At 48.0% G+C, this 24,638-nt stretch carries 22 protein-coding genes and 1 other annotated feature; of the genes, 3 read left to right on the forward strand and 19 right to left on the reverse strand.

Annotated features, from left to right (window positions below):
• Positions 1 to 138: 138 nt before the first annotated feature.
• From rhaD to PPA03S_RS13590, 7 genes are all read right to left on the reverse strand, one after another.
• Positions 139 to 984, reverse strand: a complete 846-nt coding sequence (gene rhaD, locus PPA03S_RS13560; protein ID WP_062323706.1) for a rhamnulose-1-phosphate aldolase — start codon at positions 982 to 984, stop codon at positions 139 to 141.
• 425 nt (positions 985 to 1,409) lie between these two features.
• Positions 1,410 to 1,931 carry a GNAT family N-acetyltransferase gene (locus PPA03S_RS13565; RefSeq protein ID WP_062323708.1) on the reverse strand — a complete coding sequence of 174 codons (522 nt, stop codon included), beginning with the start codon at positions 1,929 to 1,931 and terminating at the stop codon, positions 1,410 to 1,412.
• A gap of 124 nt (positions 1,932 to 2,055) precedes the next feature.
• Positions 2,056 to 2,751 carry an MORN repeat-containing protein gene (locus PPA03S_RS13570; protein ID WP_062323710.1) on the reverse strand — a complete coding sequence of 232 codons (696 nt, stop codon included), beginning with the start codon at positions 2,749 to 2,751 and terminating at the stop codon, positions 2,056 to 2,058.
• Positions 2,752 to 2,915: 164 nt separating this feature from the next.
• Complete coding sequence (locus PPA03S_RS13575) at positions 2,916 to 3,200, reverse strand: hypothetical protein (protein WP_062323712.1); 285 nt, start codon at positions 3,198 to 3,200, stop codon at positions 2,916 to 2,918.
• 177 nt (positions 3,201 to 3,377) lie between these two features.
• Positions 3,378 to 3,866, reverse strand: a complete 489-nt coding sequence (locus tag PPA03S_RS13580) for a DinB family protein (protein ID WP_062323713.1) — start codon at positions 3,864 to 3,866, stop codon at positions 3,378 to 3,380.
• A gap of 27 nt (positions 3,867 to 3,893) precedes the next feature.
• Positions 3,894 to 4,817 (reverse strand): AraC family transcriptional regulator, encoded by a 924-nt coding sequence (locus PPA03S_RS13585; protein ID WP_062323715.1) that lies wholly within the window; start codon positions 4,815 to 4,817, stop codon positions 3,894 to 3,896.
• An 83-nt stretch (positions 4,818 to 4,900) separates the two neighbouring features.
• Positions 4,901 to 5,770: an AraC family transcriptional regulator gene (locus tag PPA03S_RS13590; RefSeq protein ID WP_245683614.1), complete on the reverse strand. Its 870-nt coding sequence runs from the start codon at positions 5,768 to 5,770 to the stop codon at positions 4,901 to 4,903.
• Between the two features lie 93 nt (positions 5,771 to 5,863).
• Between PPA03S_RS13590 and lacZ the strand changes: the two genes are divergently transcribed.
• Both lacZ and PPA03S_RS13600 read left to right on the forward strand, forming a co-directional pair.
• Positions 5,864 to 8,983, forward strand: coding sequence for a beta-galactosidase, LacZ type (gene lacZ / locus PPA03S_RS13595; RefSeq protein ID WP_062323719.1), 3,120 nt, complete (start codon positions 5,864 to 5,866; stop codon positions 8,981 to 8,983).
• A gap of 413 nt (positions 8,984 to 9,396) precedes the next feature.
• Positions 9,397 to 9,963, forward strand: coding sequence for a hypothetical protein (locus tag PPA03S_RS13600; protein ID WP_062323721.1), 567 nt, complete (start codon positions 9,397 to 9,399; stop codon positions 9,961 to 9,963).
• A 306-nt stretch (positions 9,964 to 10,269) separates the two neighbouring features.
• Here the strand turns inward: PPA03S_RS13600 and groL are convergent, their stop codons facing one another.
• From groL to PPA03S_RS13640, 7 genes are all read right to left on the reverse strand, one after another.
• Entirely contained in the window at positions 10,270 to 11,904 is a 1,635-nt protein-coding gene (gene groL / locus PPA03S_RS13610; protein WP_062323725.1) for a chaperonin GroEL, read from the reverse strand.
• Positions 11,905 to 11,978: 74 nt separating this feature from the next.
• Positions 11,979 to 12,260, reverse strand: a complete 282-nt coding sequence (groES, locus tag PPA03S_RS13615) for a co-chaperone GroES (protein WP_024630746.1) — start codon at positions 12,258 to 12,260, stop codon at positions 11,979 to 11,981.
• A 457-nt stretch (positions 12,261 to 12,717) separates the two neighbouring features.
• Entirely contained in the window at positions 12,718 to 13,500 is a 783-nt protein-coding gene (gene tatC / locus PPA03S_RS13620) for a twin-arginine translocase subunit TatC (RefSeq protein ID WP_062323727.1), read from the reverse strand.
• 78 nt (positions 13,501 to 13,578) lie between these two features.
• Entirely contained in the window at positions 13,579 to 13,827 is a 249-nt protein-coding gene (gene tatA / locus PPA03S_RS13625; RefSeq protein WP_062323729.1) for a twin-arginine translocase TatA/TatE family subunit, read from the reverse strand.
• A gap of 169 nt (positions 13,828 to 13,996) precedes the next feature.
• Positions 13,997 to 14,482 (reverse strand): MogA/MoaB family molybdenum cofactor biosynthesis protein, encoded by a 486-nt coding sequence (locus PPA03S_RS13630; RefSeq protein ID WP_024630749.1) that lies wholly within the window; start codon positions 14,480 to 14,482, stop codon positions 13,997 to 13,999.
• Between the two features lie 37 nt (positions 14,483 to 14,519).
• Positions 14,520 to 15,011, reverse strand: a complete 492-nt coding sequence (moaC, locus tag PPA03S_RS13635; protein ID WP_281189055.1) for a cyclic pyranopterin monophosphate synthase MoaC — start codon at positions 15,009 to 15,011, stop codon at positions 14,520 to 14,522.
• Positions 15,012 to 15,038: 27 nt separating this feature from the next.
• The gene (locus tag PPA03S_RS13640; protein ID WP_062323731.1) at positions 15,039 to 15,677 is read right to left on the reverse strand and encodes a 5-formyltetrahydrofolate cyclo-ligase; all 639 of its coding nucleotides are present in this window, start codon (positions 15,675 to 15,677) and stop codon (positions 15,039 to 15,041) included.
• 278 nt (positions 15,678 to 15,955) lie between these two features.
• Between PPA03S_RS13640 and PPA03S_RS13645 the strand changes: the two genes are divergently transcribed.
• Positions 15,956 to 17,914: an ABC-F family ATP-binding cassette domain-containing protein gene (locus PPA03S_RS13645; protein ID WP_062323733.1), complete on the forward strand. Its 1,959-nt coding sequence runs from the start codon at positions 15,956 to 15,958 to the stop codon at positions 17,912 to 17,914.
• A gap of 600 nt (positions 17,915 to 18,514) precedes the next feature.
• On the opposite strand, the gene PPA03S_RS13650 is transcribed toward PPA03S_RS13645, so the two are convergent.
• From PPA03S_RS13650 to tsaE, 5 genes are all read right to left on the reverse strand, one after another.
• Positions 18,515 to 20,071 (reverse strand): 2-isopropylmalate synthase, encoded by a 1,557-nt coding sequence (locus PPA03S_RS13650; protein WP_062323735.1) that lies wholly within the window; start codon positions 20,069 to 20,071, stop codon positions 18,515 to 18,517.
• Between the two features lie 288 nt (positions 20,072 to 20,359).
• Positions 20,360 to 20,708: a binding site (T-box leader), on the reverse strand.
• 700 nt (positions 20,709 to 21,408) lie between these two features.
• Positions 21,409 to 22,464, reverse strand: a complete 1,056-nt coding sequence (gene tsaD / locus PPA03S_RS13660; protein ID WP_062323739.1) for a tRNA (adenosine(37)-N6)-threonylcarbamoyltransferase complex transferase subunit TsaD — start codon at positions 22,462 to 22,464, stop codon at positions 21,409 to 21,411.
• Positions 22,461 to 22,982, reverse strand: a complete 522-nt coding sequence (gene rimI, locus PPA03S_RS13665) for a ribosomal protein S18-alanine N-acetyltransferase (protein ID WP_062323740.1) — start codon at positions 22,980 to 22,982, stop codon at positions 22,461 to 22,463. The genes tsaD and rimI overlap by 4 nt, the downstream gene beginning before the upstream one ends.
• Positions 22,983 to 23,220: 238 nt before the next feature.
• A complete protein-coding gene (gene tsaB, locus PPA03S_RS13670) occupies positions 23,221 to 24,069 on the reverse strand; it encodes a tRNA (adenosine(37)-N6)-threonylcarbamoyltransferase complex dimerization subunit type 1 TsaB (RefSeq protein WP_062324014.1) in 849 nt (282 codons plus the stop codon).
• Positions 24,069 to 24,554 (reverse strand): tRNA (adenosine(37)-N6)-threonylcarbamoyltransferase complex ATPase subunit type 1 TsaE, encoded by a 486-nt coding sequence (gene tsaE, locus PPA03S_RS13675; RefSeq protein WP_062323742.1) that lies wholly within the window; start codon positions 24,552 to 24,554, stop codon positions 24,069 to 24,071. Before tsaE ends, tsaB begins: the two co-directional genes overlap by 1 nt.
• Positions 24,555 to 24,638: the final 84 nt, after the last annotated feature.

Here is a 24,638-nt window from a genome sequence, read left to right on the forward strand (position 1 = left end):
AGCATTTTGAACTTTTTTGAACCAAAACGGCGTTTGTTTGCCGAAAAAAAGAAAATGGCCTTCGGTTTATGAAACCAAAGACCATTCATATTAGGCTGTGTTGGAGCTCTTTCTTTTATACGATCTGATCCGTCAAACTTACATTCCCAAAATACCAGGACGCGGAGTAACACCGAACGCCTGAGCCAGGGTCGCCAGCTGCTCATCCGTAATTCGCTGCCGGACTTCGTGACCATGAATCAGCATATAAACCTGGGCTGCCTTCTCAATGGTCTCAATAAGACCAAACGCTTCATCAACCGTTGTCCCCGTTCCAAATATCCCATGCTGCGGCCAGATGACTGCGTGATATTCCTTCATTTTCTCCGCCGTTTCCCGTCCGATTTCATTCGATCCAGGCACCATCCATGGAATAATGCCCACACCGTCAGGAAATACAACCACACATTCCGTACACATCTGCCACAAGGTCTTTGTAAATTTCATCTCATCCAACTCATGGATAAACGTCATCGCCAGCACATGGGTCGCATGGTTATGCATCACAACCCGATGGTTCGGGTCGACTTTCAGACGTTCGATATGGCTCATAAAATGAGTAGGTAATTCACTGGTTGGATTCGCCCCCGACTTAAAACCCCATAACACTTCCAACTCCTGACCATCACTCGATACACGCAGCAACCCCAGATTGCTCTCTGGATCAGCCAGTACATTTTTGAAATATTTGCCCGAAGCAGTCACGATCAAATATTTCCCTGCCAGTTCATGCACCGAAAATGCGGGTTTAATCCTGCGAATGACATGGTTGATATCGATGTATTTAGCAACTTCCTCTTCCTCCAGCACATAACTGATGTTGCCGCCGTTACGTTCATCCCATCCATTTTTCCACATATGTTGAGTAATCTCCGCCATCTCACGGACAAATGGGATATTAAAGTCCGCAGCCTGTGTTACTTCATTGGTAAGGGTCACGTTCATCATCATTCTCTCCTCATGATAAAAAATAAAATGGCCGTCACGCACAGTAGTATGTTCCTTTTTTCACATTTATTATACCTTTGTTTATCTTTATAAGTCAATAAAAATCAAATACATTTTCTTTATTTATTTTTGTTTTAGTTTGTTTTTCACCGTATTAAATGTTTGTTCTGTGTCGTATTAAAGGTTGAAACAAAAAAATACCCCGCCGGCATCCGGTGGGGTCAGTCACACATCTATCTAACACGAGAAGGGGTTTACAAGAATTATCTTACCTCTGCTACCTTAATAGAAGCTGAAAATGAAATAAAAAAACGATGAAAAGCAAGTTCTCAAAAAATGAAGATTACTGGGACGCCCCTCCCTTTAAGGTATATATTTGAAGCTATGCGTAGTTCTAAATGGCGAGCGAGCAAGCAACGTATTTATCTCTTTTTCAGCAAATAGGACGGGTGCATCAGTCCTGTCGGTTCATAACGCTCGTCCCGTACATATTCGAAGCCCAGCTTGGACAGCATGTGACGTGACACTTCATTGTCCGGATGATGCCCGGCAAACAGCGCTTTGGCTTTCAATTCTCCAAACGCATAGTCAATTACCGCCCGTGCCGCCTCCATAGCGTAGCCTTTGCTCCAATGATCCCGGGTCAGATGAAATCCCAGTTCATATATCTCTTTTTCTGGAGAATATGGGCGCAAGCCACAGCAACCGACAAACACCTCCGAATCTTTATCAAAGAGGGGCCAATATTGCACGCCCGCTTCCTCTTGCCTTCTTATTTCCTGTGTCAGCCGGGCTTCCACTTCATCCTCACTCAGAAAACCCTTGCTGCTGATCCACTTTGTTACCTCATGATCTCCCCATAAGGCAAATGCCAGAGCACGATCCTCTTCCTTCCATGTGGAGAATACAAGCCGCTCGGTTTCAAGAAACGTTGTTCTGTTCATTATCCAATAACCTCCTGTTTCCCAACATCAGTCTACTGTTACTTCTATCTATAATAAATTACTCGAATAGCTGCCTTTGTAAACAAAAAAAGGGTTATACCCGCTACACCACTCAAAATTATCCCTATAACTGCTGAGCAAGCTTCTCGAATTGATTGATATGAGGCTTAATTTCTTTTTCTACACTCTTAACAAAAGAACTAAATTGCTTGGGATTATACTCATCCCCGACACCAACATCTTTGTATACTTTTCCTTTGTGATATGTAAATGAGAAGAAATAACCAGCTTTCAATCCATTTAATATATTTCCGGCATCACCCAGAATTTCAAGACTCATTTTCGAATCTTTATAAATAAAAGAATACGGAGGATCTGCTACTGTAATATGCCAAACATCATACCCGGTACTCCACTGATCTTTTGTAAAAGTTCCGGTTTGAATTCGCGCTTCCTGCATTTCACCTGTCAGTGAAGTTTCGGTAATTTGCAGTTCCCCTTTCCCTTCCTTTTTGTCGTTCTTCCAGAACCCATCATACTTAAGCACTGTAATGCTGGCCTCACCACGCGTAACTACTTTATAAACACCCTGACCTGAACGCTTGCCTGCAACCCAGTTTCCTTTGTAGGTTTTGCTCTTTCCCCAGCTCATTGTTCCATATCCGTGCGGTTTTCCATTTTGGGTTTCTCCATAGTACGTCGATCCGTTACTGTACTCGAGGGTACTCATGACAGAAGCAGCCTGAATAGCATGCGGAGACAGGAATAAAGACAATCCCAAGCTTACCCCCAATACGTAGATGAATATCTTCTTCAACATCAAATCTTCCTTTCCCGCTGTACAAGAATATTATTCCTATAACAACTACTTAAATTTTAATGACCCTAGTATAATATCACCTCCATCCCAGATACATCCATAAAATAAAAAAAACCTCCGCCGACATCTTGTCCAGCAAAGGCTGACAAAGCAAACTACATGAATTAGAAATCTGATGTTGCGATTTGAATCGTACCTGTTACAGCACCTGCAGACGCCTGCAAGGCCGCAACGAGCAACAATGCAACCTCCAACGTGATGCTGTTAAACGGTGGAATCACATACGTGATAACTGGGGCATTGACACGAGTTACAACCAGGTTTACCGGATTAGCTCCAGTGTTGTTAACCGTGATGGTAGCATTCGCGCCTCCTAAAAGATTCTCAAAATAAGATTTCCCTACGCCAGCAGCCAAGTTGTAAAACTGTTGTGGTAAAAGGATGGCCATCGAAATCACCTCCTTTTTGCTTTGATACGGTATTCTATGTTTGGAATCTATTAAAGTAACGGTGGATGGACTGTGTTATAACGTCCATTTTAATAGAAATGCTAGACTTCCTAATCAAAAAGGCCCCGCCAGATCATCCGGCGAAGCCCATTCCATACAACTCACATTCTATAGTTTTCAAGCATAAAGCATATAAAAGTTCAGTTCATGCCCTTGCTGTTTGAGATAGTTATACAGCTGTGAACGGTGGTGGAATACATGCGTTAACGTTTCAATCTGCCATTGGGCCTGTAAATGACCATGCTCCATATAGAACGCTTTGGTAGAACGGTTCAACAGATCCTCTTCGCTCAATGAAAGAATATACGCTTTGTAAGCCTCCAAATTACTCCAAAGGGTCGCTTCAAGCTTCTCAATGTCCTCGATCCCTGAAAGGCTATTCTCTACCAAACCCACTTCAGCTTCGTCTTTCTCCTGCATAATCGCAAGGTCGGATGCTGTGATCTGAATAAAATGGTGGACAAGCTCCACCAGTGAACGCATGTTCTCCTGCGGACGATAAGCCCAATCTTCCGGACGGATCAAGCGAATCAGACTAGCCCCCGTGCGTACTCCCGTCTCCAATTCATTCAATAGATGATCGCGAATTTGCAATGTTCCATTCATATATTATGTCTCCTTTATCTTTTATTCTCACGATTTCAGCATAACGGATCGGGCAGCCGATTTATTGTACAAATCGGACAACATCAGATGATGTTCTTTGGCAGCTGTCAGCGGGGTATCTCCATAGAACTTCCGAAATTGACGAATCAGATGGGCTTGGTCATAAAAACCATGATTCAGGGCCAGCTCTACCCCATCCGCCGTGTGCCCCTGATGAATACTGTCCAGGACACGGTGAAAACGAACAACTTCGCTGAATCGCTTAGGACTGATTCCAATCCATTCTGCAAATTTCCGATGCAACTGCCGTTCACTGATAACCTCTCGCATCGCCAGTTCACTGACACTCATGCGCCCTCCATCCACAAATACACGGTGCAGCACGTTTTTCATCATATCACTCTCATATGTATGGGCCTGCACGGACAACGGGCTCAAATAGGAATTCATCACCTGTACCCGTTCTTCAAAGCAACTTGTTTCAGCCATCCGCTCCTGAAGTCTCTCCAGCTTGGCTGGCCAACATTCCTCAAGCGGAATTCGCCTGTCCGTAAATTCTTCCAACGGCAAACCGTGAAAGACATATGCTCCCCCAGGGAAAAAGCGTACGCCAAATGTGTAATCGGCAGAAGCAGACACATTGGCTGACTCAGGTACAGCGAACGGATGTGTATAATTGCCACAGTACGCGTAAGAATGTACCGAACGGATCGAGTCGTATGTAATCAGCATATCCGTGCAGCCATCCGGCAATACCCGGGCAGGCACAGACATATAAGGCTGATCTGCTGTACCTTGATACTTTTCTGAATACGGAAGAGATCCCGACTCCCAGTAACAGGCCACATAAGCCAGCAGGGGAACAGATGGGGTTTGCTCAATATAATAGGTGTTCAAATCCGCTCCATTCAATTGAATGGGTCTGAACAGCGGGTGCAGGCTGGGGTCCACAAATCATCCCTCCGTTACTTGCGTATATGTATTTACCTATCATACCACCAACGGATGAAATGAAGAAAAAAAGTGTAACTCCATCAGTTCAATCCATGCAGTCTGCGAAAGCTCTCGGGACTCATGCCTGTATGTCTTTTGAACATGGCGCAAAAATAACTGGCATTCTCGTAACCAACCCGATCCGCAACTTCGTAGATTCGAAGTTCCTTCTCGCTGAACATCAGCTGCTTGCTCCGATTAATACGTTCCTGATTCACATAAAACAACGGTCTCGTATGAAGTGCCTTCTGAAACAGTCTGCACAGATATTGCGGAGATACCACAGCCACATCGGCCAGCTCCTTCAGCGACAGCGACTGATCCAAATGCTCTGCGATATAGCGCAGCACAGGCTTTAAGCGCTCCAGCTCATCTTTATGATTCGCAGGTACGATCAGCAAGGGCTTCAGATCCAGTAACAGAGCGTACAGCTGCTTGGAGCATTGAATGTCGTAATCGGTGTAATCCGCATCTGTTCGGTGCTCCTCTCTCACCAAAAGCTGCTCCAGTCCACGCAGCAGCTTGCTTGTTCTCAGCTTGCATACGCGTGAACTGGATATCCCTGCATACGATAACAGTTGGCTAGCCTCTCTCCCCTGAAATGATACCCATGCCAGCTCCCAGCGGTCGCTAATTGGCATATAACGATGCGGAATATCAGGATATAGAAAAAAAACGTCACCGGGTCCAACGACATACTCCTCTTCCTCTTGCAGGATCAGTCTCCCCTGACCATGAATGACCTGGTGGAGCTGATAATCCGGGAATCCCTGCGGGCGCTCAGTCTCCTTCTGGTGCTCCCAGTAACCAACCGTAGTCATAAAAATCGGCAGCCGGGAGGTTTCATCTGTTTTCCCAAAATAAATCCGGGTCTCCATCCAACACACCACTTTCTCCGGAATTGGTTTCATATTGTGATATATGTGGGCAATATTCTTTATTTTCTAAGTCCCCATTCAATTCTATAATGTTAATATTATAACATTACAGAAGGAGCTGCTGTTATGCGAAACAAACTGATCTACACCCCACCGGCCAATGGTTATCCGGAATGGAACAACAATCCTGAGCTTTTTCAACTTGGACGTTTACAAGCACACGCTACAATGATAGCGTTTCCATCTGTATCAGAAGCACTATCCAGTGAATCCAGTTCTTCCCCATGGGTTCAGTCCCTGAATGGGATGTGGAAGTTTGCTTTTGCAGAGACACCAGACAAACGAATTCAGACCTTTTTCCAGACCGATTATGATGACAGCAGCTGGGACGAGATCGCCGTTCCTTCCAACTGGCAGCTGCAGGGCTATGATTATCCCCATTATACAAATATGACGTATCCGTGGGTGGAGCGTGAGCCGGAATTGAAACCTCCTTTCGCACCCACGACCTACAATCCGGTTGGCTCATATATCCGTTCGTTTACCGTACCTTCCGATTGGAAAGATCGCCCTGTGCTGCTGCATTTCGAGGGCGTTGAATCGGCCTTTTATGTGTGGGTAAACGGAGAACTCGTCGGTTATAGTGAAGACACGTTCACCCCTTCGGAATTCGATATCACTCCGTATTTAGGCGAAGGTGAAAATAAGCTGGCTGTGGAGGTATACCGCTGGTGTGATGCGAGCTGGCTGGAGAATCAGGATTTCTGGCGGCTGAGCGGAATATTCCGTGGTGTATATCTGCACTCCCCTTCATCGGTTCAGATCGCTGATTTCTTTGTTCGTACCGAACTGGATGAAGCCTATCAGGATGCGGAGCTGCAACTGGATGTGAAACTGTATAATCATCAGGCCGGGCAAGCCACGACCGGATTGACTGTGCAGGCACAGCTCTATGATGCAGAGCAACAGATCGTCCTGAAACAACCGCTCGCGGCGACGGTTTCTTTTCAAAATGAAGAAGAATTAACCTTTCATTTCTCAGCCGAGGTTGCCAGCCCGCTCTTGTGGAGTGCGGAGTTCCCACATCTGTATACACTCGTGTTGTCCATTCAAAATGAATCCGGCGAAACGTTGGAGGCTGTTCGCAGCCGAATCGGCTTCCGCAAGTTCGAACTCCAGGACGGCCTGATGAAAATCAACGGCAAACGCATTGTATTCAAAGGTGTAAATCGGCATGAATTTTCCCCGGATACCGGGCGTGCAATAGGCCGGGAAGACATGATTCGTGACATTGAGTTAATGAAGGCTTTTAATATCAACGCAGTCCGCACATCCCACTATCCGAATCAGTCCCTCTGGTATGAGCTGTGCGACGAATATGGCCTCTATGTCATTGACGAGACGAATCTGGAGACACATGGCACTTGGTACTACGGACAAAAAGAAATGAATGAGGACAATATTCCAGCGAGCAAGCCGGAATGGCGTAACAATGTGCTGGATCGCTGTAACTCCATGTTCCAGCGGGACAAGAACCATCCGTCCGTGATCATCTGGTCCCTTGGCAATGAATCCTTCGGCGGCGATAACTTCATTGCCATGTATGATTATCTGAAGCAGGTCGATCCAACACGACTCGTTCATTATGAAGGTACCTACCATTATCGCCCTTCCGATTCGGCAAGCGATATTGAATCAACGATGTATATCAGCCCACAAGATGTGGAGCAATACGCGCGCATGAAGGGACCTAAGAAGCCTTATATCATCTGCGAATACAGCCATGCCATGGGTAACTCCTGCGGCGGTCTGCATCTATACTGGGAATTGTTCGATAAATATGATGTGTTACAGGGGGCATTCATCTGGGACTGGGTCGATCAATCGATTCGTACGACCACAGCGGACGGCGTAGAATATCTCGCCTATGGCGGCGATTTCGGTGAGTCCCCTCATGATGGGAATTTCTGCGGAAACGGACTGATTCTTGCCGACAAGACGGTTACACCGAAACTGGAAGAAGTGAAGAAATGTTACCAGAACGTTCGTATGGAAGCTGTTAACCTGCAGGATGGTCTGCTGCGCATCAGAAACCAATTCCTGTTTACAGACTTAAATGAATACACACTCGTATGGACGATAACACATGATGGCGTGTCCGTAGAGAGCGGCAATCTGGATCTCGCTGTGCAACCAGGCGAATCTGCCGACATCCGTGTCCCTTATACACCATCATCTGATTTATTCAAAGAATCGGTGCTGACTGTATCCCTGGTCACCAAAGTGGCTACCAAATGGGCAGGAACAGGTCATGAAATCGCTTGGGATCAGTTCGTGTTATCTCCACGATTGCGTCCATTCAAACCGGTACGCCAGGGGCAAGGCCATGCGCCACAGGTTCAGGAACTACAAGATGAATTAAAAGTGGCAACGGATAAAACGACCATTATCTTCAACAAGACTACTGGTTTGCTCACATCCTATCAGATTAATCATCAGGAGCAATTGCTGGCACCTGTTCGGCCGAATTTCTGGAGAGCGATGACCGACAACGATCTGGGCAGCGGCTTGAATGAACGTTCTGCGTTCTGGAGAGAGGCTCATGCCACCAGCCAATTAATTCGCTTCGAACACCGCTCGGACGAACAGGGCTGTCTTGTGACGACCGATTATACATGGTATGCACATCCGGGATGTACGCTGTCCATCATGTACCGAATCCAATCGGATGGTGAGTTGGAGATCAGTGAAACTCTCGTTCCAGGGGCTCGTTTGCCTGAGCTGCCCGAATTCGGTATGCTGCTTCAACTGAAAGACAGCCTGAGTACGATTTCCTGGTACGGCAGAGGCCCGCATGATAACTATGCAGACCGTCTGACCAGCGCTCGTCTCGGCTATTACACGGGTCGGGTCCGTGATCAATTTGTACCTTATTTGAAACCGCAGGAATGTGGCAACAAAACCGATGTGCGTTATGCTGAAATTACGTCAGCCGATGGTCGAAGTGGTCTGCACATTGAAGCCACAACACCATTCGAAATCAACGCACTGCCTTGGACACCTGAAGAGCTTGAAACACATGACCATGTGTACAATTTGCCGCAAAGCACACAAACCGTTGCCCGCATCAATTACAAGCAAATGGGTGTCGGCGGTGATGACAGCTGGGGAGCACGTACTCATACGGAGTACACTTTGCCAGCCAATCGTCCGTATCATTTCACCTTTACTTTAAGACCTGTATAAATGAGAGAAGCACTGCTGGCAGGATGCCGGTAGTGCTTTTTTTGGGTGATGAGTAGTACAGGTTTAAAGTTTCACGAAGGAACATTATAATGAATGTGGTACACAACTCGATGATGTGTGCAGGAACAACTTTATCTGAACATATTCTAAACTTTACATATTCTGAACGAAAATGAAGAAGTGGGACCTATGCTCACATGCAGCAGGCAAATGCTACGATATCGGATATTAATCCATGACGAGGTGAGAATTTGCATTATCTGTTTACCGTACTATTTATTGTAGGCTTTATGACTTTCTTCGTATTTCTTGTTTGGATGATCTTATCCATAAGAAAACATAACCGGATACCAATAAGTCTTATTATTCTATCCACATTATGTTTTGTCATTGCTTCCATAGGGATGTATGGCATGCTGACGTTATCTTCCCACTCTGCGCAATCAGGAACCGATGCGGCAGAGGAGCATGAATCCGGATTCGCTACAGTTAAAGCGAACCAAGATCACCCAAATCAGACTGATCTCCGTGAATTCCAAATGACAACGGACGAATTTAAAAACAAATTCAATTCAATCGTAGGCAAATATCGATTAAATGGCTTGGGTATAACCGTCTTGAAGTTGAAGGAATCTCCAGAACTTGGTACTACCATTTTTGATTATGCCTTCAATGACCATTTACGTATGGTTGGAGTGTTAGATTTAGATCAAAGAGTGCAAGAAGTCAGGTTATACGAGACGGGTGATGTCAGCGAACCAACTGGCGGTATCCTTTTAACCGCTATAGCTGCACTCATTCTTACAACCAATAGCGACTACACCTATAATGATGCACAAGACGTGATTCAGGGTGTTGGCATATTGGATCGCGATGTAAGTCAGAGTGATTTTGATGGAGCGACTGTTCGAAATGGATTTGAATATCGCTTCAGCATTCAAGAGGATATTTCTACTTTTGAAATAACAACTGTTGAGTGAGTTGGAAATGTGCAAACAAGTCGTTCAGATAGGCACGACTCAACACCCCTTCTCCCTTCTGCAAAGGTATATTCAGTAATTACTACCTCGTGTATCGATCGATGTCATCGATCGCAGATTGATGCTCTCTTCTATGATGATCTTCATGCTGACGAACATCGTTCTTTAACTTGGCTAAAAATCCCCATGCCATAAATACAAGTAGAAGCACGGTAATCAACTGCCTCCCTCGATCTAATTCAATGAAAAAAGGCTCCCTTGAGGGAGCCTTTTTTCTATCGGCATTAAAAGGTTTGGACACCTTTATTACATCATGCCGCCCATTCCACCCATGCCGCCCATGTCTGGAACGCCGCCGCCAGCACCTGGAGGTTCTGGTTTGTCAGCGATAACTGCTTCGGTAGTCAGGAACATGGCTGCTACGGAAGCAGCATTTTGCAATGCATAACGTGTTACTTTCGCAGGGTCAACGATACCCGCTTCGATCATGTTAACCCACTCGCCAGTCGCAGCGTTGAAGCCTACGCCTGTTTGTTCTTTTTTCAGACGTTCCACGATAACGGAACCTTCTTCGCCAGCGTTAGCTGCGATTGTGCGGATTGGTGCTTCCAGAGCACGCAGGACGATGTTTACGCCTGTTTGCTCGTCGCCGGACAGGCTTACACCTGCAACCGCGTTGTATACGTTCATAAGCGCTGTACCACCACCGGATACGATACCTTCTTCAACCGCAGCGCGAGTTGCGTTCAGAGCATCTTCGATGCGCAGTTTGCGTTCTTTCAGTTCTGTTTCAGTAGCCGCACCGACTTTGATTACTGCTACGCCGCCGGACAATTTAGCCAGACGCTCTTGCAGTTTCTCTTTGTCGAACTCGGAAGTGGTTTCTTCCAGTTGTGTACGGATTTGGCTTACACGTGCATCGATATCGGATTTGTTACCCGCACCGTCAACGATGATTGTGTTTTCTTTGGTTACACGGATTTGACGAGCTGTACCCAGTTGTTCCACAACTGCAGATTTCAGGTCCAGACCCAGTTCTTCCGTGATCAATTGGCCACCAGTAAGGGCAGCGATATCTTGCAGCATTGCTTTACGACGGTCACCAAAGCCAGGAGCTTTAACAGCTACAGCATTGAATGTACCACGCAGTTTGTTCACAACCAGCATCGCCAGTGCTTCGCCTTCGATATCTTCAGCAATCAATACCAGCGGTTTGCCTTGTTGAACGATTTTCTCAAGCAATGGCAGGATTTCTTGCGTGTTGGAGATTTTTTTATCTGTGATCAGGATGTACGGGTTGTCCAGAACAGCTTCCATTTTGTCCGTATCCGTGATCATGTATGGAGAGATGTAACCGCGGTCGAATTGCATACCTTCAACCACTTCCAGCTCTGTAGCGAATCCACGGGATTCCTCAACCGTGATTACGCCGTCTTTACCCACTTTTTCCATAGCTTCAGCGATCAGTTCGCCTACTTCTTCGTCAGCTGCAGAGATCGCTGCAACTTGTGCGATGGATTGTTTCGTTTCAACTGGTTTGGAGATGGATTGCAGTTCAGCTACAGCCGCTTTAACCGCTTTGTCGATCCCTTTGCGGATACCGATTGGGCTAGCGCCTGCAGTTACGTTTTTCAACCCTTCTGTGATCAGCGCTTGAGCGAGTACAGTTGCAGTTGTTGTACCGTCACCGGCAACATCATTGGTTTTGGTTGCTACTTCTTTAACCAGTTGTGCACCCATGTTCTCGAATGCATCTTCCAGTTCGATTTCTTTAGCAATTGTTACACCATCATTCGTGATCAACGGGCTTCCGAACTTTTTCTCCAGAACCACGTTACGGCCTTTAGGACCGAGTGTTACTTTTACTGCGTTAGCCAATGCATCCACACCACGAAGCATGGAGCGACGAGCGTCTTCACTGAATTTAATGTCTTTAGCCATGTTAAGAAAACCTCCCTAGTTTTTGGTCTAAAATGGTGTTGCTATATGGTTCGGTTAACCGATTAAATTTGAAATTAGTCGAGAATCGCGTGAATATCGCTCTCTTTCATAATCAAATATTCTTTACCTTCGAATTTGATTTCTGTACCGGCATATTTGGAGAAAATAACACGATCTCCTTCTTTCACTTCCAGAGCTACACGTACTCCGTCTTTCAATACTCCAGCACCAACAGCAATAATTTTACCCTCTTGCGGTTTTTCTTTGGCGGAGTCCGGAAGTACGATCCCGAAAGAAGTGGTTTGTTCTTGCTCCAGTGGTTCTACCAATACGCGTTCACCTAAAGGTCTGATCATGAAAAATAGCCTCCTTTTGAAATTATATAACGTTGCATCATGGGTTGTAGCCATATGTATTAGCACTCGACAGTGTTCAGTGCTAACAACCAACTTTATGATACTCAACTTGAAGCATGATTTCAAGTCCTTTTGATGAATTCCTGTGAGATTTTACATCAGATTTACACCAACTCAGCCAAACAGCACTCATTTAGCCAACATATTTGTGGTCTTATGCTAATCTTATTCTACGGAATCCACTCGTCCTCCTGCAACGTTCTCAGGCAGTCCTTTTTCCATTGTATCCATTGTTGGTTAGAATATGCCTGCTTGTCCGGCTGCGTGTATGGGAAACCTACAGAAATAACCCGGAGCAGAACAGATCGTCTTCTCCGGGCCGGGCATGCTGCTGCGCATCCTATTCCGGACCAGCAGAGTCTAGTCATCCAGAAATATTCAATCGGCATTTGATTCTCTAACCCGCATGCATCTCATCTTCAGCACGGACGTAACGAGATTCAATCTCTGCGTCCGCCGCGAGCTGCTTACGATGCACGATAGCCGACAGAAATACACTGATCTCGTACAGAAGAAGCAGCGGAATCATCACCAGAATATCCGATATAAAGTCTGGAGGTGTAATGATCACTGAAATAAAAATCAGGACAAAATAAGCGACTCTCCGCATCTTGCGAAGCCGAACCGGATTCAAAATCCGGAGTCCTGTTAGAAACATAATAAGCAAAGGAAGTTCGAATAACAGGGATACGGGCACTACAATTCCAAACAGGAAACTGAAATATTGCTTCATGCCGTACGTCTCCACAAGCCCCATTTTCTCCGTAATTGCTGTAGTGAAGGCAAGTGCCATCGGAAAGACGATGTAATATGAGAATGCCACTCCTATAAGAAATAACAGGAAAACATAGGGTACATACTTCAGTGACGCTTTTCGCTCGCGCGGACGCAATCCCGGACTAACAAACTTCCAGATCTGAAATACCGTAAATGGCAGCGTAATAATGAGTGAAAACAGACCGGCAATCTTCATGTAGATGCCAATTCCGTCCCAGAACGAAAAGGCGTGCAGCACAAAACCCTGTGCTGACTCGGCCTTTGTCAGATAGCGATATACCGGGTCCGCTACAAAAAAACCTGCTACCAGTCCCAGTACAAAAATGCTTAGTACATAGATCAGCCGCTTTCGCAGCTCGCTCAGATGTTCCGTAATCGTCATTTCTTCATTTTGCTGCGTCATGCCTGCCCCCCAGTATTGCCAGCTTAAAATATAAAACCCTTCCGGCAGGAAGGGATTTCTCTTTCGTTGCCGTACAGCTTATTCCGGCAGGCGTTTATCGGCAGGCTTGTCTGCAGGTGTGCTCTCCGATGCCAGCGGCTTCGCCTTCTCCTGCTCCTTGCGTTTGGAATTATCATCAGAGATAATGTCTCGTGCACCTTCCTTGAATTCGCGGAAAGTTCGTCCGACTGCACGCCCCAGTTCAGGCAGCTTGTTCGGTCCAAACAATAGCAAAGCGACAATGACTAGCAATATGATCCCCGTTGGTCCAATACCACCAAATCCCATAGTTATCCTCCTCCTTGTCTTAACTCTACTAGAAGCTGCGAACCTGCACCCGCAACCTTAAACGATACATCTACTGTACTTTTTAGAATTAAGCCCATCATACCATAGATGTAACCACTTACATAACCCGCAATATTCACAAAAAAGACATGTAATTCCGGTATTGGTCCTATTGCTTGAATTGCCCTGTGACCATCAACAGCGCTTCCGGAAGCTGGTCCATAATCGCCGCCAGATGCTCATGTACACCCTTCGGAGTACCTGGCAAATTGACAATCAACGTACGTCCACGAATGCCGCATACGCCCCGGAACAGCATCGCAGAACGATTCTTGCCCATGACACTGTATCTCATGGCTTCAGCCATGCCTGGAACTTCCCGTTCAATAACCCGACGGGTCGCTTCCGGAGTAATATCACGAATTGCAAGCTCCGTACCCCCTGTGGTCAATACCAAATCAGCGTGAAAATAATCTGTCATCTCAATCAAAGCCGCGATAATCTCATCGGGTTCATCCGGAACGATGCGGTACTCCACGATTTCCCCACCCAGTTCTTCTTCCACAAGCTCCCGGATCACTTGGGCACTCGTATCCTCACGTTCTCCGCGGGCCCCTTTGTCGCTGGCTGTCAGGATTGCTGTTCTCCACACCATAAAGATCACCCTTCTCCTCTATGAAAAATAAATATCCTTATCGGCTAAAATCGCCGTTTTTGCCACCACTTTTCGAGTTCAGCATGGTTGGACCGATAATCATATCTTTTTGCATGGCTTTGCACATGTCATAGATCGTCAGTGCCGCAGCCGAAGCTGCCGTGAGCGCCTCCATCTCGACACCGGTCTTTCCTTCGGTTTTGACCGTGGCTTCAATCTGCAATTCATCCACACCGTTGTCATGAAAACGGATATCCACACCCGTCAGCGCCAGCGGATGGCACATTGGAATCCAGTCGGATGTTTTCTTGGCGCCCTGAATGCCAGCAATTTGAGCCACGGCCAGCACATCACCTTTACCGATACGCCCCGCTCGAATGGCTTCCAGTGTAGCCGGATTCATCGTCACCTTGGACACCGCCACAGCTGTGCGTACGGTGCTTTCCTTGCCTGAAATATCAACCATCCGGGCTCGACCCTGTTCATTAAAATGGGTCAACTCCCCGCTGGAAGCCTGGTCGTTATTCACTTCTGAATTCAATTACATCACAACCTTTTATTCGATATGTACTATACCTTCGGTTGTTATCAACAGATCAAGCCGCAGATCACGCGGGTCCATCGGAATTTCTTCCTGCAGTTGGCCTGGCAATACGAATGAAGCCATCAATGGTCTTCTGCCGGTCATTGCACATTTGGCTGCAAGTGTCTCGGCAAAGCGATCATAGTAACCGCCCCCATAGCCAATGCGTCCACCATGAAGGTCATATCCCAATCCGGGTACTACGACGAGATCAATATCCGGCCAGCTATCAGGTTGAAGCACTTCACAGGAATCCTTGGGTTCGGGTATCCCCCATATTCCCGGTTCAATATCCCGCTCCCCCATGACTTGCCGCAATTCCATTCGAGCCGGATTGGCCAGCACTTTCGGTGCGAGCATCAGATCCCCATGCTTCCAGCCCTCTTCAAATAAAAAGGCTGTCAATGCTTCGCTTCCATAAGACAAATAGCTGAATAGGACAAGATGTTTGTTCTCCAGCTTCCATTTGTCCCGCCTAAGGCGCTCCAGCTTCCGCTTCATCACCACCTGAATCTCAATCATCACCTGTTGACGCATGCTTGCATCCATCAGATCACGGCTTTGCTTGAGCTTGGAACGAAGGCGGCTTTTCTGTCCCGTACGATCCTGCATGTCCTTCGATAACCTCCTGTTGATAGGGAAGGTAAACTAGCTCTCATTGATAAACAATTTATATGTTATGCACCAGTTGTCATCGTGTTGGAATGGCCAAATGATTCATTTTCTGCAAAATCCTCATGTAATAACATGCCTTCTTTCAGTTTATCATTGATTGACCAAAAAGACTACACGCCTCCGGCACTCTCCATCGGTGCATTTGCTCTGTATTTCATGTAAACTGGAATGTAGTTGTCAAATCAAGAACTGGACCTATGGAGGAACTTAATTTTATGCTGCTGCAAGTATCCGGAATTATCAAACGTTTTGGTGTCGATCCAATCCTGGACGGCGTGAACTTACAAATATTAGAACGCGAGCGCATCGGCCTCGTTGGTGTTAACGGCGCAGGGAAATCCACTTTGCTCAAAATTGTGGCAGGGGAAATGTCCTATGATGGGGGACAGATATTCAAATCCAAGGAAACCACACTCGGCTACCTCGCCCAGAACAGTGGACTGCAATCCGATCGCTCCATATGGGATGAAATGATGAATGTATTCGCTCATCTGACCCAGGCTGAAGCAGATTTGCGTCAGATGGAGCAGGATATTGCTGACCCTGCCCAGATGGAAGATGAGAAAAAATATGCAGACCTGCTGGAACGTTATGCGAAACGCTCGGACTGGTTCAAGGATCATGGCGGTTATGAGATGGAAACCCGCATTCGCAGTGTACTTCACGGGATGGGATTCGGTGAATTCTCGCCGAATACCCAGATTGCCACACTGAGCGGCGGTCAAAAGACACGACTTGCGCTCGCTCGCATTTTGCTCCAGGCCCCTGACCTGCTTATGTTGGACGAGCCTACCAATTATCTCGACATTGCCACCTTGACGTGGCTCGAGGATTACCTGAGGGGTTATTCCGGCGCGCTGCTGGTCGTATCCCATGACCGGTATTTCCTTGACCGGCTTGTTACAACTATTGTGGAGATCGAACGGCACCGCTCCAAAAAATATACGGGCAATTACAGCCGATACATGGAACTTAAAGCTGCCGAGTATGAAAGCCAGCTGAAGCAATATGAGAAACAGCAGGATGAAATCTCCAAGATGGAGGAATTTGTTCAGAAAAATATCGTTCGTGCTTCCACGACCAAGCGGGCACAAAGCCGTCGCAAGGCTCTGGATAAGATGGAGCGGCTCGACAAACCCATGGGGGATCTGAAGAAAGCTCATTTCTCTTTTGAAACGGCTGTCATGTCGGGTAAGGAAGTGCTCCGTGTGGATCAGCTTTCCGTGGCCTACGATGAGGCTTCGCCGTTGTTCCGCAATGTATCTTTTGATCTGAGACGCGGGGAAACGGTTGCTTTGATCGGTCCGAACGGTATCGGAAAATCCACCTTGCTGAAATGCCTCACTGGAAGTTTGCGTCCTGTAAGCGGTGATATCCAATGGGGCACCAAGGTGCAGATTGGCTATTATGATCAGGAGCAGACGGGACTTAACCCTTCCAATACCGTATTGGAAGAGCTGTGGAGTGCCTATCCAGGCATGGAGGAAGCGCGGATTCGTACGGTGCTTGGCAACTTCCTGTTTAGTGGAGATGATGTGCTCAAAAAAATCTCATCGCTTAGCGGCGGAGAAAAAGCACGTGTCTCTCTCTCCAAACTCATGCTCAAGGAAGCCAACATGCTCATTCTGGATGAACCTACGAACCATCTCGATCTGTTTGCCAAAGAAGTGCTTGAAGCGGCGCTGATGGACTATGAAGGCACATTGCTGTTCATCTCCCATGACCGGTACTTCCTCAATAAAATGGCTGAGCGCATTGTTGAGCTTCATCCAGGTGGAACAGAACACTACCTCGGCAATTATGATGATTATGTAGAGAAGAAACAGGAGCTTGAGGACATCGCACGTGAAGCGGCTGAAGCACGTCTTGCCTCCTCCAAAAACTCGACCAAATTTGATCCAGGCCTATCCGCATCCGAAAAGTCCGGAGCCGCCTCATTCGAAGCGGACAAGCAGGCCAAGCGGGAAGAACGAAACCGCCAGCGCAAGCAGGAAGCTCTGGAACAACAGATCGCGAAGCTGGAAACAGAGATTACGGAGCTTGAGGCACAGATGGCCCTGCCTGAAATATATCAGGATTACATGAAGCTGCAAGAGCTTCAGGAACAAGCGGAGGATCACAAGCTTCAACTTGTCAAGGCTTATGAAGAGTGGGAAGAATTGGCCTTGGAATAAGCTGGCCCTATAAGGAGTTGTCCCATAAGTCAGGCTCATGACTTATGGGACAGCTCCTTTTGTACGGGATGGGAACTCCAAAGGTTCTTCAGGCGTAAGTTTCTTGGCGGGAATACTTCGCAAGCTCGAAAGAGCTTTCCTATTTTGTTTTTGACAAGGGTGTTTGCATATTTGTCAAATTTACTCGAATGATGGAAATTATTTTTTTTGTTGGTTACTTCACTGTTTATCCACAAGAAAGCAATATAGCAAGCAACTTCATGGACTTAATTATACGGCGGTAGAATAGCCTTTTTTGCACGAAAACCATATTTATCCACCAAGTTATCCACGTTATCCACAACTTTGTGGATATAAAGGGAGCTATCTATCCCCTAAGACCTTTATTTTCGAAAACATTACTGGTTTGGGTTTGATATAGTTACCCACAAATTATCCTGAATATGTGGATAACTATAATCACACCTTGACAAATCGATCTCTTCTCTCACATTTTATCTCCTATAAAAGGACAAAAGCAGACCTCTGTATTCAAGGCCTGCTTCGCTCCTCTTCTTCGTTAGCGTAAACTCATGTCAGTCTCTGAAAGGCTCTTGCTATTTATGCGTGCACAGGCTCATCGCTCTCGAAAGACTCTGCCTTCAATCCAGCAGCATTACAAGCGGCTACATACGCCAGCCCCGCAGCCATGACGATATCATTGTGCGTAGCGGTTCCTCTGAATTCACGTCCTGCCCGTTCCACAGTAACCGCAGCTTCTGCACTCGCAGCCTCTCCTCCGCTCAAGGCGTGCATCTCCATATCCACAAATGTAATATCATCCGAAATGCTCTGCCCAATCGCCCGGATGGTTGCATCTACCGGACCACCGCCAACCGCAGAATAGGATTGCTCCCCTGCGCTCGTACGAATGCGAACTGCTGCCATTCGATCCGTCATGCTGCCCGCCGTAACCTGCAATTCAACCAATTCATAATCCTGGGCAGGAATATTCATGGTCTGGCTCACCATCTGCAATAACTGGTCATCACTGACCACTTTCTGTTGATCGGCTGTTTCTTTAAAGACCTCATACAGCTGTTCCATTTGCTGCTCATCCGGTTCAAAGCCATATTTGCGAACCCGATCCTTCAAAGCGTGACGACCGGAATGTTTGCCCAGGATAATCATGCTGCGGGGAATGCCCAGCGCTTCCGGGTCCATAATCTCATACGTACTCCGATTCTTGAGCAGACCATCCTGATGAATGCCGGACTCATGCTGGAAGGCATTGCGCCCCACCACCGGTTTGTTGTAGGCGATCGGGAAATGCATTGCACGGCTGATCTGACGCGATGTCTCATACATTTGGTTCAATTTAATATTCGTCGTTGCTCCAATGGCGTCTCCACGCGTCTCCAGAGCCATAATCAGTTCTTCCAAAGCACAGTTGCCCGTACGTTCTCCCACACCGTTGATGGTTACTTCAATCTGGGAAGCACCATTGGCAATCGCAGCCAGACTGTTGGCAACCGCAAGCCCCAAGTCATTATGACAGTGTGCGCTGTAACGCACCTTGTCTCCGCCTCTTGCCCCCTCACGTACCTGACGGAACATCTCTCCATATTCATGCGGCAGCGCATACCCGACCGTGTCTGGCAAATTGATGATACTTGCTCCTGCTTCAATGGCCACTTCAACCATCTCGATCAGATCATCCATCTTCGTACGAGCTGCATCCATGGCGGTGAATTCCACAATATCCGTGAACTGTCGTGCATAAGAGACCATCTCCCGAGCCGTAGCCACGACTTCACTGCGCGGACGACGCAGTTGATGCTCAATATGGATATCCGAAGACGAGATAAACAGGTGAATTCGGCGGCGAGCTGCATCCGCCGTTGCTCGAACGGCTGCATCAATATCCCCTTTGACCGCACGCGCGAATCCACAAATCTCTACGTTTTGCAGTTGTCTGGAAATCGCCTGAACCGCCGCGAACTCACCCGGACTTGAGATCGGGAATCCAGGCTCGATGACGTCAATGCCCAGAGAGGCCAATTGGTGTGCCAGTTCAATCTTTTGCTCAGGCTGCAGACTCGCTCCCGGTGCTTGCTCTCCATCACGCAGTGTTGTATCAAAAATCTCAATCATGCGTTTGTTATTGTTCATTGTCATATTCATCAACCTCCATCAAATTTATAAGATGTTCCTTGCGCTCGAACTAGACCAGAATCTTGCTGTTCACATGACATGTTTTCGTATGTTTTTGTTCATCGTTGTGTTTGAAAGGTTATCAAAGCTTGCTACGTTTATTCGTTCCATAACTCAAACATTGCTCATGACTTATTCGTGACAACAAGAGTGTACGTCGACTTACACTCTCTCATTTCTCTCATGCATGTCATTCATGCCTATCGCCCACCCCTGCTGCCGGCAGCAAACACAAATAACCCGCCATCTCATCTAAGAGACGGCGGGTTATTATCCCTCCGCGGTACCACTCTTGCTTGATGATCCAGGCTTGCGCCAGACATCATCCACCTCGTTGTCTCCAGCCAGAAAGCTTTGTAGCTACGTACACCATGCACCTACAACAGCGTAACCAGCAGGAGAAACACCCTATAACGGAGGTTAGCCGTTGCTGTGTACCACAATGTCCTTCGGTTATAAGGGCAAGGGATGAGACATGGTCTCACCTGTTTCCACAGCTCCGTTCCCGGGCGAGATTCGAACGATTCCAGCCACTGCGTCGCACCACCCCGCAGCTCTCTGAGCGCTTTATCGTTCTACTGCTCCCGTTCATTACATTTATGATATGCGACCATGAATTTCATCACCATTTTGAACATCAAAAAAAGCCTGCCATCTCCTGCAATATTGCAAGAGACGACAGGCTGTTCACCTTCGCGGTACCACTCTTGTTGACTTCGTTTCCTTCGAGCTGATTCAGTATGCGTCCATACCGTTATCATTGCCCAAAGTGACAAAAAGCCCCCTCAGTTATTGTTGAACTTCTTCCGATATGTCATCCGGACTCCATCAACAACGGCCCATTCACGGAGGCAACCCGTAACCATGTACTTTGGGCCATCATCGGCCTTCGGCTTCTCCCAGGGAGTTACCGTGTTCCATCGTTCCGCTTCCAGGTGAGTTTCAGGTTTCCTTCGACTGCGTTGCACCACCCCGCAGCTCTCTAAGACCGGGAAATCCCCTACTGATCCTGTTCATTGCGTTTCAGTTCAGGAATCTATATAAGTCAACAAATGAATATTTACACTGGCGCTCCGATGACAGAACAACCTTCCGATCGCTGTTATCCCCAGATTTCTTTGATTCCCTTCTCTAAAGGGAAAATCCGGTGATAAAGGCGAACGCTTCGCTTCTCCAGGTTATTTCTGTCCTCTCCGCTATTGTGTAAATGTTTAGTTGAACATATCGAATTCCTGTTTTAATTTGTAATTAATATACAGTCTTCACTTGAGACTGTCAAGTCTTCATATACATGAATCAATCTATAACGATTGAACAGACCATGCCTCAAGCGAAAGCCCAGGATCTGCTTTGGCATCGAATTCCGAGATTTCTCCCCGCTGCCATTTTAGATACGCCGCAGCTCCAATCATCGCTGCATTGTCGGTACAATACTCCATCGGCGGGATCAGCAATTCGAGCCCTTCCTTCGCACAGCGCTCCTGCAAAGCTGAACGTAATCCCCGATTTGCAGCAACGCCACCGCATAACAGCAATTGACGTGATCCATACTCACGGACAGCCCTTACCGCTTTTTCTACCAGAACCTCAACGACCGCTTCCTGGAAGCCCCGTGCCACAGCAGATGGTTCAAGCGTTTCTCCGCGCATTTTGGCTTGATTCAGAACATTCAGTACAGCAGACTTCAGACCGCTCAGACTGAAATCATACGAATCTGCTTCAAGCCAGACGCGCGGCAAAGGTACTACCTGCTCTGCCTCAGCAGCCATCCGGTCCACATGCGGTCCTCCCGGGTAGGGACAGCCCAGGGCCCGTGCCACTTTGTCGTAAGCCTCGCCTACAGCATCGTCGCGGGTACGACCGATCAGTTTGAACTTGCCTTCGGATTCCATATGCACAAGCTCGGTGTGACCACCTGAAACCACCAAAGCCATCGCTGGATATTGCAGCTCATGGGTAAGTCTGTTGGCATAGATATGTCCCGCAATATGATGTGTGCCAATAAGCGGCTTCCCAAGAGCCATAGCCATGGTTTTTGCCGCCACAATGCCGACCAGCAATGCACCTACCAGTCCAGGCCCTTGCGTGACAGCAATGGCACTCAGATCACGCGGACGGATGCCGGATTGTTCAATAGCCTGTTCCAACATCAATGTAATAACTTCCACGTGTTTACGCGAAGCCACTTCAGGCACAACCCCGCCAAATGCCTTATGTGTCTCGATCTGACTGGAGATCAGATTGGACAGCACTTCCCGTCCATCCTTGACTACCGCTACGGATGTTTCATCACAGCTTGTCTCCACGGCCAATATATAAGATGGTGCTGAACTTATCTTTTCATTGAAATCTTTCATGAATCCGTTACGCTTCCTTCCTCTTCGCCGCTCCGGCTCGCAGGCGGCAAATTCGCCCACATAATCATCGCATCCTCCCCATTGTCGGAGTAATATCCTTTGCGAAGACCTGCCGATTCAAACCCTTTTTTCTGATATAAGCCCTGGGCAATTCGATTCGATACCCTGACTTCCAGCGTCATTCGTTCCATCCCAAGATACGCCGCGGTTTTCATCAATTCGTCCAGCAGCTTCTCGCCAAGCTTCCGCCCACGATAAGCTTCACGGACTGCAATATTGGTAATGTGGGCTTCATCCATAATGGTCCACATGCCGGCATAGCCAATCGCTGTTCCTTCCAGTTCCATAACCATATATTTAGCAAAATGATTGTGTGTCAATTCATTCTGAAACGCTTCTTCCGTCCAGGGCAGGGTAAAGGCTTCATGTTCAATAACCATCACATCCGGAATATCATCCAATGTCATAAGCCTGAACTGAAACGTCGCCTCCTGCTGGTCATTCTCCACGTTCTCCATTGGCTTCCCCTCCCTTTTAGTGCGTGTTCAAAAAGACCGGTTTTCAGTACCGAGAAGATGGGATGAAGCTAGAAATGGAGTAGCGGAGCATAGGGAAAACTACGTGAGCAACCGCGATGTTTTTGAAGGAAACATACTCCGTAAGCCCCCACTTATTTCGGCTGAATTCCATATACGATGCTGAGGATGCCACTAGGCATCCTTCGTAATCAAAAGCGGACTTTTTGAACAACCCCTTTTAGCCTTTGCGCAGCAGATTGGCTTCCGCTTCAGCCAGCTGGGTGTAGTTGGGCACGAGCGCATGCACGTCATCTCGCTGACCTGCAAGCAGCGCTTCGGCGCCCAGGCGCCCAACCCAGCGGCCCTCCAGCTCATAGGGTACGAGCTGGAGCGCCGTTCCTGCGGGGCAGCGTAGCTCAGCCGCTGCTGCCGCATGCGGGCCCGTCTCGCCGACAATCCAGACGGCAGCGGGCCGCTCTCCCGGCGCCGCCTCCGCCATGCGGGCGGCGAGGGCTTCCAGCCATCCGTCCACCAGGCGGATGGCATCCGGTTCCAGCCGTCGGGGCGCAGCGCTCCCGGCGGAGGCAAACAGCGCGGTATAGGCCTGACCGCGCCGTGCATCCACAAGCGGAACGATCCAGTGGACAGGGGCGGCACCTGTGCCGCCCTGGTCCGCGGATGGCGTTCCGCCAGCCCCAGCTGCGGCATTCTCTGCCGCAGCTTCGGCCTTGGCGGCGAGGCCGCTGTGCCAGCCGCCCCAGGCCAGAGCCTGAAGGCTGGACACCCCGACAACGGGGATGTCCCATGCCCAGGCGAGCGTCTTTGCCGCGGTCACCGCAATGCGGATGCCCGTGTACGAGCCTGGGCCGATGCCGACGGCAATGCCGTCCAGCTGTCCGGGCTGCGTGCTGCTGGCTTCCAGCAGCTGCTCCATCACGGGTACAACGTGCACCGAGTGATTGCGTTCTGCCCGTTCATTGCGTTCTTCCAAAAGAGCGTGATCTTCCATTACCGCGGCTGCCATCACCGCAGTCGAAGTATCCAACGCCAAAAACCGCTGACGCGGCTTTTTTTGTAAATCTTCCATCATCTTTTGACTCCATTCTGTCTGAACTGTCGGCATATAGCAGCGTAAGTCTCGCCATACCCATCCAGTGTAATCGTTCGATCCTCCGGGCCTGTCGTCTCGATCTGCACATGTAAATGTTCCTGCGGCAGCAATTCGGGAATGATGCTCGACCACTCCACCAGGCTGACTCCGGCCCCATAGAAATACTCATCCAGTCCAAGCTCTTCCGCTTCTTCCAGTGATATGCGATAGACATCCATGTGATACAAGGGCAGACGCCCTTCGTATTCCTTGATCAATGTAAACGTGGGGCTGTTGACCACATCACGTACACCCAAATGCCAGGCAAACTTCTGTGAAAATGCCGTTTTGCCCGCGCCCAGATCACCGTCCAATGCAATCACCATGCCGGCGTTTGCCTGTTCAGCGAGTGCGGACGCGAGTACTTCTGTATCTGCAATGCCATGGGAGTAATACACCCAATGCTCATGCGTCTGATTCAATATACGCCCCACCTTTGGCGGTCCAGCCGCCTGAGTTCACTTTGAACTTTATTATATCGGTCCCTTTCTTCCCCCGCAACATCG

This window comes from Paenibacillus pabuli NBRC 13638, assembly GCF_001514495.1.
Lineage (GTDB): Bacteria > Bacillota > Bacilli > Paenibacillales > Paenibacillaceae > Paenibacillus > Paenibacillus pabuli.

Bases quoted from the DNA above. Each gene is read 5' to 3' on its own strand.
- groL (WP_062323725.1), bottom strand. From the start codon at position 11,904: ATGGCTAAAGACATTAAATTCAGTGAAGACGCTCGTCGCTCCATGCTT.
- PPA03S_RS13580 (WP_062323713.1), bottom strand. From the start codon at position 3,866: ATGAATGGAACATTGCAAATTCGCGATCATCTATTGAATGAATTGGAG.
- tsaB (WP_062324014.1), bottom strand. From the start codon at position 24,069: ATGGAAGATTTACAAAAAAAGCCGCGTCAGCGGTTTTTGGCGTTGGAT.
- PPA03S_RS13565 (WP_062323708.1), bottom strand. From the start codon at position 1,931: ATGAACAGAACAACGTTTCTTGAAACCGAGCGGCTTGTATTCTCCACA.
- groES (WP_024630746.1), bottom strand. From the start codon at position 12,260: ATGATCAGACCTTTAGGTGAACGCGTATTGGTAGAACCACTGGAGCAA.
- lacZ (WP_062323719.1), top strand. From the start codon at position 5,864: ATGCGAAACAAACTGATCTACACCCCACCGGCCAATGGTTATCCGGAA.
- tsaD (WP_062323739.1), bottom strand. From the start codon at position 22,464: ATGAAAGATTTCAATGAAAAGATAAGTTCAGCACCATCTTATATATTG.
- PPA03S_RS13600 (WP_062323721.1), top strand. From the start codon at position 9,397: ATGCTGACGTTATCTTCCCACTCTGCGCAATCAGGAACCGATGCGGCA.
- tatA (WP_062323729.1), bottom strand. From the start codon at position 13,827: ATGGGATTTGGTGGTATTGGACCAACGGGGATCATATTGCTAGTCATT.
- PPA03S_RS13570 (WP_062323710.1), bottom strand. From the start codon at position 2,751: ATGTTGAAGAAGATATTCATCTACGTATTGGGGGTAAGCTTGGGATTG.
- PPA03S_RS13590 (WP_245683614.1), bottom strand. From the start codon at position 5,770: ATGAAACCAATTCCGGAGAAAGTGGTGTGTTGGATGGAGACCCGGATT.
- rimI (WP_062323740.1), bottom strand. From the start codon at position 22,982: ATGGAGAACGTGGAGAATGACCAGCAGGAGGCGACGTTTCAGTTCAGG.
- PPA03S_RS13575 (WP_062323712.1), bottom strand. From the start codon at position 3,200: ATGGCCATCCTTTTACCACAACAGTTTTACAACTTGGCTGCTGGCGTA.
- PPA03S_RS13645 (WP_062323733.1), top strand. From the start codon at position 15,956: ATGCTGCTGCAAGTATCCGGAATTATCAAACGTTTTGGTGTCGATCCA.
- PPA03S_RS13640 (WP_062323731.1), bottom strand. From the start codon at position 15,677: ATGCAGGATCGTACGGGACAGAAAAGCCGCCTTCGTTCCAAGCTCAAG.
- PPA03S_RS13650 (WP_062323735.1), bottom strand. From the start codon at position 20,071: ATGACAATGAACAATAACAAACGCATGATTGAGATTTTTGATACAACA.
- PPA03S_RS13630 (WP_024630749.1), bottom strand. From the start codon at position 14,482: ATGGTGTGGAGAACAGCAATCCTGACAGCCAGCGACAAAGGGGCCCGC.
- rhaD (WP_062323706.1), bottom strand. From the start codon at position 984: ATGAACGTGACCCTTACCAATGAAGTAACACAGGCTGCGGACTTTAAT.
- tatC (WP_062323727.1), bottom strand. From the start codon at position 13,500: ATGACGCAGCAAAATGAAGAAATGACGATTACGGAACATCTGAGCGAG.